This is a genomic window from Pseudomonas wadenswilerensis, from assembly GCF_024749185.1.
Lineage (GTDB): Bacteria > Pseudomonadota > Gammaproteobacteria > Pseudomonadales > Pseudomonadaceae > Aquipseudomonas > Aquipseudomonas wadenswilerensis.
The window spans coordinates 4,757,015-4,770,152 of the sequence record NZ_CP087191.1 but is presented as its reverse complement, the minus strand read 5'-3'; the positions used below and the strand labels follow the sequence as shown (position 1 = coordinate 4,770,152).

Genomic DNA, 13,138 nt, shown 5'->3' with positions numbered 1-13,138 from the left:
TAGGCGCAAAAACTAGAGAACTGTAAGGAGAGGGAAAATGTTCGAGCTCGTAGACAACGTCCCGCAAAGTCCGGTCATTAAAGTGATCGGCGTCGGTGGCGGCGGTGGCAACGCCGTCAATCACATGGTCAAGAGCAACATCGAAGGCGTCGAATTCATCTGCGCCAACACTGATGCTCAAGCGCTGAAAAACATCGGCGCGCGCACCATCCTGCAACTGGGTACCGGCGTGACCAAGGGCCTGGGTGCTGGTGCCAATCCGGAAGTCGGCCGCCAAGCCGCGCTGGAAGACCGTGAGCGCATCGCCGAAGTGCTGCAAGGCACCAACATGGTGTTCATCACTACCGGCATGGGTGGCGGTACCGGTACCGGTGCGGCGCCAATCATCGCCGAAGTGGCGAAAGAGCTGGGCATCCTCACCGTTGCCGTGGTCACTCGTCCGTTCCCGTTCGAAGGCCGCAAGCGCATGCAGATTGCCGACGAGGGCATCCGTGCACTGGCTGACAGCGTCGACTCGCTGATCACCATCCCCAACGAGAAGCTGCTGACCATCCTCGGCAAGGATGCCAGCCTGCTGTCGGCATTCGCCAAGGCTGACGACGTACTGGCCGGTGCCGTTCGCGGTATCTCCGACATCATCAAGCGTCCGGGCATGATCAACGTCGACTTCGCCGACGTGCGTACCGTGATGAGCGAGATGGGCATGGCGATGATGGGTACCGGCTGCGCCAGCGGTCCTAACCGTGCACGTGAAGCGACCGAGGCAGCCATCCGCAACCCGCTGCTCGAAGACGTCAACCTGCAGGGCGCTCGCGGCATCCTGGTCAACATCACGGCGGGTCCTGACCTGTCGCTGGGTGAATACTCGGACGTCGGCAGCATCATCGAAGCCTTCGCTTCCGATCACGCCATGGTCAAGGTCGGTACCGTTATCGATCCGGACATGCGCGACGAGCTGCACGTTACCGTGGTTGCCACTGGTCTGGGTGCAAAAATCGAGAAGCCGGTCAAGGTTATCGACAACACCATGCAGACTGCTGCGGCGCAGACCCCGGCACCGGCTCCTGTTCGTCACGAATCTTCGGTGAACTACCGTGATCTGGAGCGTCCGACCGTGATGCGCAACCAGGCTCACGCCGGTGCGGCAGCGGCTGCCAAACTTAATCCGCAAGACGATCTGGACTACCTGGACATCCCGGCATTCCTGCGTCGTCAGGCCGATTAATGAAATTTATCAGGGGTATAAGGGTGATTGGTGTTCAGCAAAGGCCGGGTCTGGTATTATCCTCAGCCTTTGTTGATACCAGTTCGCAATTTGCGCTGAAGCGGCCAATGCCATGATTAAACAACGCACCCTGAAAAATATCATCCGTGCCACAGGTGTCGGCCTGCACTCCGGGGAAAAGGTTTACCTGACCCTCAAACCCGCACCTGTGGATACCGGCATCGTATTTCGTCGTGCCGACCTCGACCCCGTGGTGGAAATTCCTGCCCGCGCGGCGAATGTCGGCGAGACCACCATGTCGACGACACTGGTCAACGGCGATACCAAGGTAGACACGGTTGAGCACTTGCTCTCGGCCATGGCTGGCCTGGGCATCGATAACGCCTACGTCGAGCTCTCCGCGTCCGAAGTGCCGATCATGGACGGTAGCGCTGGGCCCTTTGTATTCCTGATTCAATCTGCCGGCCTGGAAGAACAGGACGCAGCCAAGAAGTTCATCCGCATCCTGCGCGAAGTGACAGTGGAAGACGGCGACAAGCGCGCCACTTTCCTGCCGTTCGACGGGTTCAAGGTGAGTTTCGAGATCGATTTCGATCACCCGGTGTTCCACAACCGGACTCAAAGTGCCAGCGTGGACTTTTCCAGCACCTCGTTCGTGAAGGAAGTCAGCCGCGCCCGTACCTTCGGGTTCATGAGTGACATCGAGTACCTGCGCAAGAACAACCTCGCACTCGGTGGCAGTGTGGAAAACGCCATCGTGGTCGACAAGGACGGCGTGCTCAACGAAGACGGTCTTCGCTACGAAGACGAATTCGTCAAGCACAAGATCCTCGACGCCATCGGCGACCTCTACCTGCTGGGCAACAGCCTGATCGGCGAGTTCAAGGGCTACAAGTCCGGACACGCGCTGAACAACCAGCTGCTGCGCAAGCTGATCGAGGAAAAAGACGCCTGGGAAGTGGTGACTTTCGAAGATGCCAGCACGGCACCGATCTCTTACATGCGTCCGGTTGCGGCAGTGTAAGTACGAACACTCTCTTCTTTAGTTTTTTTGGGCCACCTTCGGGTGGCCTTTTTTATGCCTGGTTTTTGCTCGACACAGTACCTGTGGGAGCCGGTCTTGCCGGCGATGGGCTGCGCAGCAGCCCCATGTACGGAATATCAACCGTCCGCCGAATCCTTGTCTCGCGCATGACTGGCCAGCCGCTCCAGCGCCGCCCGCAGCTTGGGATCGCTGATGCCCTCCGCCGTCGCCTGAATGCTCTCGGCCGCGCGGCTCGACAGGTCTGCGGTGTGCCCGACCGCCCGGCTCTGGGTGGTCGGTGGCTGCACCTTGAACAGGATCCGGGTCAGGCTGGCGAAGACCTCCAGGGTCTGCAACTGGCGTTGCAGGCGTTTTTGCTGGTACCGCAGGCGGGTGGCCCAGTGGCCGTCGGTGACGATCAGCAGCAGCGTGCCTTCGCGCCAGGAGGCGATGTGGCAATGCTCACGGGCAGCCGGCTGCAACTGGCTGTCGAGCAGCTTCTGCAGTTGCGCCAGGCGCTGGGCCTGGCTGAACAGGGCTTTGAGCGGCCGGGCTTCGCGCAGAAGAACAGCGGGGGCGCGGGCTGGCGAGGGGCGAAAAGCCATGAAGGGACACCTGAAGTTACAGAGCTGCCATCTTAGCAGATCGCCTGTGGTAAGCCTTGGCCAGGCAGTCAGGGTAAAACTTCATGTTGCAATGGGTTGAAGTTGGCGAAAAAGGCCTTATTTTAACCATGCCCCGTCAAAGCGCTGTGCCAGCATCGTGGAAATCCGCCACTTTCCTCACCATCGTTTCCGGGTAGAATGCTCGTTCGCATGCGGCCATAAGGGCTGCACGGGCGACTTACGGGGCCGCCCTCCATCCCCACGTGTGGAAGATCCTGCCGATATGTTTGCGCCTTTGTTAAAAAAACTTTTTGGAAGCAAGAACGAGCGTGAAGTCAAACGCATGCTCAAGACGGTACAGATCGTCAATGCCTTCGAAGAGCAGATGGTGGCCCTCTCGGATGAGCAGCTGCGCGCCAAGACCGCAGAGTTCAAAGAGCGCCTGGCCAAAGGCGAGACCCTCGACCAGCTGTTGCCTGAAGCCTTCGCGGTTGCCCGTGAAGCCGGCAAGCGGGTCATGGGCATGCGTCACTTCGATGTGCAGCTGATCGGCGGCATGACCTTGCACGAAGGCATGATCGCAGAAATGCGTACCGGTGAAGGCAAGACCTTGGTCGCAACCCTGGGCGTGTACCTCAATGCCTTGTCGGGCAAAGGCGTGCACGTGGTCACGGTGAACGACTACCTGGCCCGCCGCGACGCCAACTGGATGCGTCCGCTGTACGAATTCCTCGGCCTGACCGTCGGCGTCGTTACGCCGTTCCAGCCGCCGGAAGAGAAGCGCATCGCCTATGCCGCCGACATCACCTACGGCACCAACAACGAATTCGGTTTCGACTACCTGCGCGACAACATGGCCTTCAGCATGGAAGAGAAATTCCAGCGTGAGCTGAATTTTGCCGTGATCGACGAAGTCGACTCCATCCTGATCGACGAAGCCCGTACCCCGCTGATCATCTCCGGCCAGGCCGAAGACAGCTCCAAGCTGTACATCGAGATCAACAAGCTGATCCCGCGCCTCAAGCAGCACATCGAGGAAGTCGAGGGCCAGGTTACCCAGGAAGGCCACTACAGCATCGACGAGAAGAGCCGTCAGGTTGAACTCAACGAAGCCGGCCACCAGTTCATCGAAGAGATGCTCACCCAGGTCGGTCTGCTGGCCGAGGGCGAGAGCCTCTACTCGGCGCACAACCTGGGCCTGCTGACCCACGTCTACGCCGGCCTGCGCGCGCACAAGCTGTTCCATCGCAACGTTGAATACATCGTCCAGGACGGCCAGATCCTGCTGATCGACGAACACACCGGCCGTACCATGCCGGGCCGTCGTCTGTCCGAAGGCCTGCACCAGGCGATCGAAGCGAAAGAGAACCTGAACATTCAGGCCGAGAGTCAGACCCTGGCTTCGACCACCTTCCAGAACTACTTCCGCCTGTACAACAAGCTGTCCGGCATGACCGGTACCGCCGACACCGAAGCGTTCGAGTTCCAGTCGATCTACGGACTCAACGTGATGGTGATCCCGCCGAACAAGCCGTTGGCCCGTAAGGACTTCAACGACCTGGTGTACCTGACTGCCGAAGAGAAGTACCAGGCGATCATCGCCGACATCAAGGAAAGCATGACCCAGGGCCGCCCCGTCCTGGTGGGTACGGCGACCATCGAAACCTCCGAGCACATGTCCAACCTGCTGCAGAAGGAAGGCATCGATCACAAGGTCCTCAACGCCAAGTACCACGAGAAAGAAGCCGAGATCATTGCCCAGGCCGGTCGCCCGGGTGCGCTGACCATCGCCACCAACATGGCCGGCCGTGGTACCGACATCCTCCTGGGCGGTAACTGGGAAGTCGAAGTCGCCGCCATGGAAAACGCGACGCCTGAGCAAGTTGCGCAGATCAAGGCCGACTGGCAGAAGCGTCACCAGCAGGTGATCGAGTCCGGTGGCCTGCACGTGATCGCCTCCGAGCGTCACGAGTCGCGCCGTATCGACAACCAGCTGCGTGGCCGTTCCGGCCGTCAGGGCGACCCGGGTTCGAGCCGTTTCTACCTGTCGCTGGAAGACAGCCTGATGCGTATCTTCGCCTCCGACCGGGTGAAGAACTTCATGAAGGCGCTGGGCATGCAGTCCGGTGAAGCCATCGAACACCGCATGGTCACCAACGCCATCGAAAAGGCCCAGCGCAAGGTCGAAGGCCGCAACTTCGACATTCGTAAACAGCTGCTCGAATTCGACGACGTCGCCAACGAGCAACGTAAAGTCATCTACCACATGCGTAACAGCCTGCTGGCAGCTGACAATATTGGCGACACCATCGCCGACTTCCGCCAGGAAGTGCTCGACGCCACCGTCGCCCAGCACATTCCGCCGCAGTCGCTGCCCGAGCAGTGGGATGTTGCCGGCCTGGAAGCGTCGCTGGCCAGCGATTTCGGGGTCAAGCTGCCGATCCAGCAATGGCTCGACGAAGACGACCACCTGTACGAAGAAACCCTGCGCGAGAAGCTCATGGCCGAGCTGCTGGCGGCCTACAACGAGAAGGAAGAGCAGGCCAGCGCCGAAGCCCTGCGCACCTTCGAGAAGCAGATCCTGCTGCGCGTCCTCGACGACCTGTGGAAAGACCACCTGTCGACCATGGATCACCTGCGTCACGGTATCCACCTGCGCGGCTATGCGCAGAAGAACCCGAAGCAGGAGTACAAGCGCGAGTCGTTCAACCTGTTCCAGGAGCTGCTCGATTCGATCAAGCGCGACACCATCCGCGTGCTCTCGCACGTTCAGGTGCGCCGCGAAGATCCGGTCGAGGAAGAAGCCCGTCTGCGCCGCGAAGCCGAAGAACTGGCCGCGCGCATGCAGTTCCAGCACGCCGAGGCCCCAGGCCTGGAAGCTGAGCCGCAGGAAGAGGGCACTGACGTTGCCGTGGCCACCGCGCCCGTACGCAACGAGCAGAAGCTGGGCCGCAACGAGCCATGCTGGTGCGGTTCGGGCAAGAAGTTCAAGCAGTGCCACGGCAAGATCGACTGATCAAACCGTCGTTGCACCCCGCTGACATCTGAACACCGCGCCGCGACTGGTACTCACCGTCGCGGCGTTGTTCCATCTCAAGCGCCGGTTATCTCGACCCGGCGCATTTTTTCTAGGAGCGCTTTCATGGCTGTTGGTCTTGGTCCTTTGCCAACGTTGCACCCGGTTCCAGGTTTCGAACTCGGCATCGCCTCTGCGGGCATCAAGCGCCCGGGGCGCAAGGACGTGGTGGTAATGCGCTGCGCCGAAGGCTCCAGTGTTGCCGGCGTGTTCACCCTGAACGCGTTCTGCGCCGCTCCCGTGATCCTTGCCAAGCAGCGCGTGCAGGGCACCGTGCGCTACCTGCTGACCAACACCGGCAACGCCAACGCCGGCACCGGCGCGCCGGGCCTGGCCGCCGCCGAACGCACCTGCGCCAGGCTGGCCGCGCTGACTGGCGTCGACGCCAGCGCCGTGCTGCCGTTTTCCACCGGCGTGATCGGCGAGCCGCTGCCGGTCGAGAAGATCGAAGGCGCCCTGCAGGCTGCCCTGGATGACCTGTCGGAAAACAACTGGGCAGCTGCCGCCACCGGCATCATGACCACCGATACCCTGCCAAAAGGCGCCAGCCGTCAGTTCCAGCATGACGGCGTGACCATCACCGTCACCGGCATCAGCAAGGGCGCGGGCATGATCCGTCCGAACATGGCGACCATGCTCGGCTACATCGCCACCGATGCCAAGGTGGCGCCGGCGGTGCTCAAGGACCTGATCCTCGACGGCGCCAACAAGTCGTTCAACCGCATCACCATCGACGGCGACACCTCGACCAACGACTGCTGCATGCTGATTGCCACCGGCAAGGCCGATGTCGCCGAAGTCACCGAAGCCAGCGGCCCGTTGTTCGAAGCGCTGAAAAAGGCCGTGTTCGAAGTGTGCATGGAAGTGGCCCAGGCCATCGTCCGTGACGGCGAAGGCGCGACCAAGTTCGTCACCGTTGAAGTCAACGGCGGCGGCAATCACCAGGAATGCCTGGACGTCGGCTACGCCGTGGCTCACTCGCCGCTGATCAAGACCGCGCTGTTCGCCTCCGACCCGAACTGGGGCCGGATCCTCGCCGCCGTCGGCCGTGCCGGCGTGCCGGACCTGGACGTCAGCCTGATCGACGTCTACCTGGGTGATGTGTGCATCGCCAGCAAGGGCGGGCGCAGCGCCAGCTACACCGAAGCCCAGGGTTCGGCAGTAATGGCCAAGGAAGAGATCACCATCCGTATCGAGCTGGGCCGTGGCCAGTGCAGCGAAACCATCTGGACCACTGACCTGTCCCACGAGTACGTGAAAATCAACGCCGAATACCGTACCTAACCTCATCGCGGGTCAAGCCCGCTCCTACAAAACCAGTAGGAGCGGGCTTGACCCGCGAAAAGTCCCTGATGGAGCCGCACCATGAGCTACCAACTGATCATCGGCGACAAGCTGTATTCCTCCTGGTCGCTGCGCGCCGCCCTGGCCCTTGAGCTGGCCGGTGCTTCCTATGATGAAACCCTGATCAAACTCAACCAGCCCGATACCCGCCAGCGTCTGCTCGAGCATTCGCCCACTGCCAAGGTGCCGCTGCTCAAGAGCGAGCATGGGGTAATCGCCGACTCCCTGGCGATCGCCGAGTACCTGGCTGAACGCTACCCGCACGCCAACCTCTGGCCCACCGACATCGCCGCCCGGGCCCAGGCCCGTTCGGCCTGCGCGCAGATGCACAGCGGCTTTTTCGCCCTGCGCGGCAACATGCCGTTCGACCTGTCCCGGGATGAAGCGCTGGAAACCGTGCCGCTGGACGTGCAGGTGGATATCGACCGCATCGTCGCGCTGTGGTCCGAATGCCGCCTGGCCGCCAAGGAAGCAGGCCCGTACCTGTTCGGCCGCGTCAGCCTGGTCGATGCCTTCTTTGCCCCGATCGCCGTGCGCCTGCGCACCTATCGGGTAGAGGTGCCGGCAGAAGCGGCGGCCTATATCGAAACCATCTACCAGTGGCCAGCCTTCCAGGCCTGGCAAAAGGCTGGCCTGGCGGAGCGTGAAGGGTGAAACGTGTGCATGTAGCCGCTGCGGTCATCCGCGGTACCGACGGGCGCATCCTGATTGCCCGCCGTGCCGACAGCCAGCATCAGGGCGGCCTGTGGGAGTTCCCGGGCGGCAAGGTTGAAGACGGCGAAGCGGTCGAGCGGGCCCTGGCGCGGGAGCTTCATGAAGAGCTGGGCATCGTCGTCACTGCGGCGCGGCCATTGATCAAGGTCAAGCACGATTACCCGGACAAGCAGGTGCTGCTGGATGTCTGGGAGGTCAACGGTTTTACCGGCGAGCCCCACGGCGCAGAAGGCCAGCCTCTGGCCTGGGTAAGCGCGCGGGAGCTGCCGCACTACGACTTCCCCGAAGCCAACCAGCCGATCGTTGCTGCCGCGCGCTTGCCGGGGCAATACCTGATCACGCCCGAAGGCCTGGAAGTTCCGCAGATGCTGCGTGGCATCCAGAAGGCCATTGCCGGCGGGATCAAGCTGGTGCAACTGCGTGCGCCGAACATGTACGACCCCAAGTACCGCGATGTGGCGGTGGATGCGGTCGGGCTGTGTGCGGGCAAGGCGCAGTTGATGCTCAAGGGCCCGTTGGAGTGGCTGGGTGACTTCCCGGCGGCCGGTTGGCACCTGACCTCCGAGCAGTTGCGCAAGTACGCCAGCAAAGGCCGGCCGTTCCCCAAGGAACGCTGGCTGGCGGCGTCCTGCCACAATGCTGAAGAATTGGCGTTGGCCGAGCAGATGGGCGTGGATTTCGTCACCCTGTCGCCGGTGCAGGCGACCCAGACTCATCCACACGCCGTGCCGTTGGGTTGGGAGCAGGCGCAGCAACTGATCGAAGGCTTCAGCAAGCCCGTGTATTTGCTCGGTGGCGTGGGTGCTGCCGAGCTGGACAAGGCCTGGCTGCATGGCGCTCAGGGTGTGGCGGGGATCCGCGCATTTTGGCCTGAGCTCTGATAGGGGGCTGCTTTGCAGCCCATCGCTGGCAAGCCAGCTCCCACAAGGTTCGGTGTATGCAGTCTTTGTGGGAGCTGGCTTGCCAGCGATGAGGCCCTCAAGGCTTGGCCGCAGCCTGCCACAACACCTCGGCAACGCCCTGACGCCGCGCAATCAACCGCGCCGCGACAAACAGCAAATCCGACAACCGGTTGATATACGCCAGCCCCACCCCGGCCAAAGGCTCGACACTGTTCAACTGCTGGCAACGCCGCTCGGCACTGCGCGCCAGGCTGCGGCACACATGGGCCTGGGCAATCAGTGCCGAACCACTGGGCAGGATAAAGTTCTCCAGCGGCCCCAGCTCTTCGTTCCAGCGGTCGATCGCCGCCTCCAGGCGCTCCACTTCAGCACTGTTCAGCGCCTGGTAAGCGGGCATCGCCAATTCCCCGCCCAGATCGAACAACCGGTGCTGACAAGGCGCCAGCACCTCGCTGAGCTCATCCAGCCTGTGCTCGGCCAACCCGGCCAGCAACAAACCCAGCTGGCTGTTGAGGCTGTCCACCTCGCCAATGGCTTCGATCCGCGGGTGGTCCTTGGGTACCCGGCGGCCATCGCCCAGGCCGGTCTCACCTTTGTCGCCGGTGCGGGTGTAGATCTTCGACAAACGAAAACCCATGCTCATGACTCCGTCTTCAGGGGGGCAAGCGGCAGGCGCAAGGTGAAGCAGGTGCCCTGGCCAGGTGCCGATTGCACCTCCATCTGCCCCTTGTGATTGTTGGTGATGATGAAATATGACACTGACAGGCCCAAGCCCGTGCCCTGGCCGATTTCCTTGGTGGTGAAGAACGGCTCGAAGGTACGTTTGCGCACTGCTTCGGGCATGCCGATACCGTTGTCCTCGACCTGGATCTCCGCCCACGGCGGATTGAGCCGGGTGCGCAGGGTGATACGCCCGGGCTCGCTGTCATCCTGGCGCAGGTGAATGGCCTGGGCGGCGTTTTTCAGCAGGTTGAGCAGCACCTGTTCCAGTTCGTTGGCGGTGCACGGCACCGGGCCCAGATCAGGGTCGAACTGGCGGACGATGGCCTGGCCCTTGAAATCGAAACCGATGGTCAGGTCGAAGTCGTTGCCGGCAATTTCCACCGCCTGGTCGATCAGCGCCGGCAGGTCGCAAGGCGCCAGCTGGCGGTTGCTGCGGCGGCTGAAGCTGAGCATGTGGGTGACGATCTTCGCTGCACGGGCACCGGCCTGCTGGATGCCGTCGAGCAACTGCGGTACTTCGCGGCTTTCCAGGTAGCGGTTGACGGTGGGCAGATCAATGCCGATCTCATCGGCCTGTTCCTGGTTCTTGGCCAGGTCCGGCGACAGCCGCCGGCGAATGTTCTGCACATTGTGCAGGATGGCGCCAAGGGGGTTGTTGATTTCGTGAGCCATGCCGGCTGCCAGGCCGCCGACTGAAAGCATCTTTTCCGACTGAACCATCATTTCTTCCAGCGACAGCCGCTGGGTGATGTCGTCGATCCGGATCACCACGCCGCGGCCACCACCGCCCATCAGCGGGTAGAAGGTCAGGGCATAGTGGCGGGCGTCGTCGTCCTTGGTCCAGGTCACCCGCTCGATCTTCGCCACCCGGTGCTTTTCGACGCTCTCCTTGAGCTGCGGCAGGAACGGCTTGAGCGGTTCGAAAGCGAGGAAGATCGGCTGGTTCAACGCTTCGTCAAGCGGTGTGCCGGAGAGCGCGCTGGCTTCCTGGTTCCACTGAGTGACGTAGAGCTGTTCGTCAAGGGCGATCAGCGCCGAGGGCATGGAGTCGATGATGCTGTTGAGATAATTCTGAAAGCCGGTGAGTTTTTTCTCGATCTTGCTGCGTACCTGAACTTCCAGCTCCAGTTTGCGGTTGGTGTGACGGGTTTCTTCGGCCAGACCCTGGGCCTGGTCGTAGGCGTCCTGAAATTCGTCGCGGGTGCGCTTGAGCTGCTGCTCGCGGGCTTCGATGCGCGAAAGCATGGTGTTGAAGGCGTCGGCCAGGCTGCCGATTTCGTCGTCATTGCCGCGTTTGGCGCGCAGGGCGTAGTTCTCTTCGCGGGTGACCTGGCGCGACAGTTCTTCGAGCTGGTAGATCGGCTGGGTGATCAGGCGCTTGATCTGCCGGGCGATGATCATCCACAGCAGGATACTGAACACCAGGATGCCCAGGCTGGCGGTCAGGGTGCCGGTGTAGAAGGCCATCGGCAGTTCGCTGCTGGCCACCAGCAACAGGTGGCCGGGCGGGCCGCCCGCACGGGGCAGGCTCACCAGTTGCGTGCTGCGAAATTCGGTCAGGCGCCAATTGTCGATGTTGCGGTAGCGCTTGGGCAACGGCAGGGCTTCACCATGCTGCAACTGCGCCAGCATCTTGCCGTCGCTGCCGTACAGGGCGGCGGCGCGCAGTGGGGTGTAGCTGTCGAGTTCCTTGAGCAGGGCTTTGGCGGCTTCCGGCGAATCGCTGGCCTGTTGCGCCAGTTGCGGATTGGACACCAGTCGGCCGATAGTCTGCAGGGCCTGCGGGGCCATGCTCTCCTGGGAGATCCAGTAGGCAGCGCTGATAAAGGTCAGGTTGGCCACCAGCAGGATGGTGATCAACAACACCAGCAGGGCGGCCAGCAACTTCTGGCCGACCGGCAGGTTCTCCAGGCGTTCGCGCAAGGTCATGTGAAAGGCGTTATCCCGGTCTGTAGGTGAAAGGGCAGGGTAGCGCCGTGCTCAGTCGCTGGGCAATCCGCGCGTGTTCAGGTGTTCGACCAGGCGCCGGTACAGCCGTTCCAGGTGCGGCAGCTGCCGGCCGTGACGGCTGGCGGTGCGGCAGGCATGGCCGAGCAGATAGTGGATTTCGGTGCGCCGGCCATGGCGAACATCCTGGTACATGGAAGAGTAGTTGGCCGCGGTGGCATGGATCACCCGTTCGACTTCCTCGTTGAGGCCCTCGGCCGCTTCCGGCTGGCCGCAATACTGCAGCAGCTCGGCCAGTTCTGCACACAGGGTGGCGACTTCGCAGTGATGCGCCTGCAGGCCGCCATTGCGACAGTCATGCAGCACGGTCAGCGGGTTGATCGCGCAGTTGAGCGCCAGCTTGCGCCACAGGCGGGTGAGGATGTCCGGGGTCCACTGGTGGGGAATGCCGGCGTCGCTCAGGTCTTCGAGCCAGCCCGGAGCGCCGGGGTTGGCCGGATCGCCCAGCCAGTTGAAGCCGTGACCGGCGAAATTCACCTGCCAGTCCTGTTCGCGGAACGCGCCTTCGGTGCTGGAGGCGAACACGCAGCGGGCGTGTGGCACGCGATTGGCCACTGCTTCCTGGCTGCCCAGGCCGTTCTGCAGCAGGATCAGCTCGGCGTCCCGGGCCAGGCGCGGCGCCAGTTGCGCCACCGCCTGTTCGGCGTCGTAAGCCTTGCAGGCCACCAGCAAACGGTGGATCGGCGTGTTGTCGTCGGCCAGTTGCGCCGGAATCGCCTGCAGTTGCGCCTTGCCCTGTTCGACCAGGGTCAGGCCGCCTGCGGCTTCATAGGCCTGTAACCGCGCCTTGTCGCGCAGGACCAGCCGGACCGGTTTGCCGGCGCGGGCCAGCCGGCAGGCCCAGAGGCTGCCCAGACTGCCGGCGCCGAGAATATGCCAGGTGCTGCTCATCAGCGTTTCGCAACCGTTATAATGATCCGGTATTTTAACCGTCAAACCCTGCGCGCTCCATCGCGCTCTTTCAGCAGAGCCGCGAGGGTGCCTTTATTTTTTGGAGAAAAGGTATGCCGTCGTTCGACGTGGTATCGGAACTGGACAAGCACGAAGTCACCAACGCCGTGGAAAACGCGGTCAAAGAGCTGGATCGCCGCTATGACCTCAAGGGCAAGGGCAGCTTCGAGTTCAAGGAAAAGGAACTGACCGTCAACCTGACCGCCGAAGCCGAATTCCAGCTCGAGGCGATGATTGACATCCTCAAGCTGGCCCTGGTCAAGCGCAAGATCGACGTGCAGTGCCTGGAAGTGAAGGACGCCTTCGCCTCGGGCAAGGTCATGAAGCAGGAAGCGGTGCTCAAAGAGGGTATCGATAAAGAACTGGCGAAGAAGATCGTCGCTCATATCAAGGACGCCAAGCTCAAGGTCCAGGCCGCCATCCAGGGCGAGCAGGTGCGCGTCACCGGCAAGAAGCGCGACGACCTGCAAGAGGCCATCGCCGCCTTGCGCGCCAAAGAGTTCGGCATGCCCCTGCAGTTCAACAATTTCCGCGACTGAAGTCACGGAGCCCGGAACCTTGGCGCCT

The 13,138-nt window shown here is 62.3% G+C and carries 11 protein-coding genes; 7 read left to right on the top strand and 4 right to left on the bottom strand.

All coding sequences use genetic code 11. From position 1 onward, the window contains the following. Positions 1–37 precede the first annotated feature (37 nt). Positions 38–1,225, top strand: a complete 1,188-nt coding sequence (ftsZ, locus tag LOY45_RS21830; protein ID WP_115085437.1) for a cell division protein FtsZ — start codon at positions 38–40, stop codon at positions 1,223–1,225. Between the two features lie 112 nt (positions 1,226–1,337). Continuing rightward, positions 1,338–2,249 (top strand): UDP-3-O-acyl-N-acetylglucosamine deacetylase, encoded by a 912-nt coding sequence (gene lpxC / locus LOY45_RS21825; protein ID WP_115085438.1) that lies wholly within the window; start codon positions 1,338–1,340, stop codon positions 2,247–2,249. Between the two features lie 137 nt (positions 2,250–2,386). Here the strand turns inward: lpxC and LOY45_RS21820 are convergent, their stop codons facing one another. Further along, positions 2,387–2,854 carry a DUF721 domain-containing protein gene (locus tag LOY45_RS21820; protein WP_115085439.1) on the bottom strand — a complete coding sequence of 156 codons (468 nt, stop codon included), beginning with the start codon at positions 2,852–2,854 and terminating at the stop codon, positions 2,387–2,389. A 283-nt stretch (positions 2,855–3,137) separates the two neighbouring features. Here LOY45_RS21820 and secA point away from each other — a divergent pair, with 283 nt between their 5' ends. The 4 genes from secA (at position 3,138) to LOY45_RS21800 (ending at position 8,869) form a co-directional block, all read left to right on the top strand. Further along, positions 3,138–5,870, top strand: coding sequence for a preprotein translocase subunit SecA (gene secA, locus LOY45_RS21815; protein WP_233674228.1), 2,733 nt, complete (start codon positions 3,138–3,140; stop codon positions 5,868–5,870). Positions 5,871–5,996: 126 nt separating this feature from the next. Beyond that, complete coding sequence (argJ, locus tag LOY45_RS21810; RefSeq protein ID WP_258578345.1) at positions 5,997–7,214, top strand: bifunctional glutamate N-acetyltransferase/amino-acid acetyltransferase ArgJ; 1,218 nt, start codon at positions 5,997–5,999, stop codon at positions 7,212–7,214. An 81-nt stretch (positions 7,215–7,295) separates the two neighbouring features. Then, positions 7,296–7,928 carry a glutathione S-transferase gene (locus LOY45_RS21805; protein ID WP_115085442.1) on the top strand — a complete coding sequence of 211 codons (633 nt, stop codon included), beginning with the start codon at positions 7,296–7,298 and terminating at the stop codon, positions 7,926–7,928. Next, entirely contained in the window at positions 7,925–8,869 is a 945-nt protein-coding gene (locus LOY45_RS21800) for a Nudix family hydrolase (RefSeq protein ID WP_134061432.1), read from the top strand. The genes LOY45_RS21805 and LOY45_RS21800 overlap by 4 nt, the downstream gene beginning before the upstream one ends. A 97-nt stretch (positions 8,870–8,966) precedes the next feature. On the opposite strand, the gene LOY45_RS21795 is transcribed toward LOY45_RS21800, so the two are convergent. Genes LOY45_RS21795 through LOY45_RS21785 form a run of 3 tightly spaced genes read right to left on the bottom strand, consistent with a single transcriptional unit; the run spans position 8,967 to position 12,511 of the window. Beyond that, entirely contained in the window at positions 8,967–9,527 is a 561-nt protein-coding gene (locus LOY45_RS21795) for a cob(I)yrinic acid a,c-diamide adenosyltransferase (RefSeq protein ID WP_115085444.1), read from the bottom strand. Positions 9,528–9,529: 2 nt separating this feature from the next. Further along, entirely contained in the window at positions 9,530–11,542 is a 2,013-nt protein-coding gene (locus tag LOY45_RS21790) for a sensor histidine kinase (RefSeq protein WP_115085445.1), read from the bottom strand. A gap of 51 nt (positions 11,543–11,593) precedes the next feature. After that, positions 11,594–12,511: a putative 2-dehydropantoate 2-reductase gene (locus LOY45_RS21785; protein WP_258578343.1), complete on the bottom strand. Its 918-nt coding sequence runs from the start codon at positions 12,509–12,511 to the stop codon at positions 11,594–11,596. A 113-nt stretch (positions 12,512–12,624) separates the two neighbouring features. Here LOY45_RS21785 and LOY45_RS21780 point away from each other — a divergent pair, with 113 nt between their 5' ends. After that, positions 12,625–13,110, top strand: coding sequence for a YajQ family cyclic di-GMP-binding protein (locus LOY45_RS21780; RefSeq protein ID WP_010220808.1), 486 nt, complete (start codon positions 12,625–12,627; stop codon positions 13,108–13,110). Positions 13,111–13,138: the final 28 nt, after the last annotated feature.

What these genes read in the sequence shown, in the direction of transcription:
- ftsZ (WP_115085437.1), top strand. Translation starts at nt 38, where the DNA reads ATGTTCGAGCTCGTAGACAACGTCCCGCAAAGTCCGGTCATTAAAGTG.
- lpxC (WP_115085438.1), top strand. Translation starts at nt 1,338, where the DNA reads ATGATTAAACAACGCACCCTGAAAAATATCATCCGTGCCACAGGTGTC.
- LOY45_RS21820 (WP_115085439.1), bottom strand. Translation starts at nt 2,854, where the DNA reads ATGGCTTTTCGCCCCTCGCCAGCCCGCGCCCCCGCTGTTCTTCTGCGC.
- secA (WP_233674228.1), top strand. Translation starts at nt 3,138, where the DNA reads ATGTTTGCGCCTTTGTTAAAAAAACTTTTTGGAAGCAAGAACGAGCGT.
- argJ (WP_258578345.1), top strand. Translation starts at nt 5,997, where the DNA reads ATGGCTGTTGGTCTTGGTCCTTTGCCAACGTTGCACCCGGTTCCAGGT.
- LOY45_RS21805 (WP_115085442.1), top strand. Translation starts at nt 7,296, where the DNA reads ATGAGCTACCAACTGATCATCGGCGACAAGCTGTATTCCTCCTGGTCG.
- LOY45_RS21795 (WP_115085444.1), bottom strand. Translation starts at nt 9,527, where the DNA reads ATGGGTTTTCGTTTGTCGAAGATCTACACCCGCACCGGCGACAAAGGT.
- LOY45_RS21790 (WP_115085445.1), bottom strand. Translation starts at nt 11,542, where the DNA reads ATGACCTTGCGCGAACGCCTGGAGAACCTGCCGGTCGGCCAGAAGTTG.
- LOY45_RS21785 (WP_258578343.1), bottom strand. Translation starts at nt 12,511, where the DNA reads ATGAGCAGCACCTGGCATATTCTCGGCGCCGGCAGTCTGGGCAGCCTC.
- LOY45_RS21780 (WP_010220808.1), top strand. Translation starts at nt 12,625, where the DNA reads ATGCCGTCGTTCGACGTGGTATCGGAACTGGACAAGCACGAAGTCACC.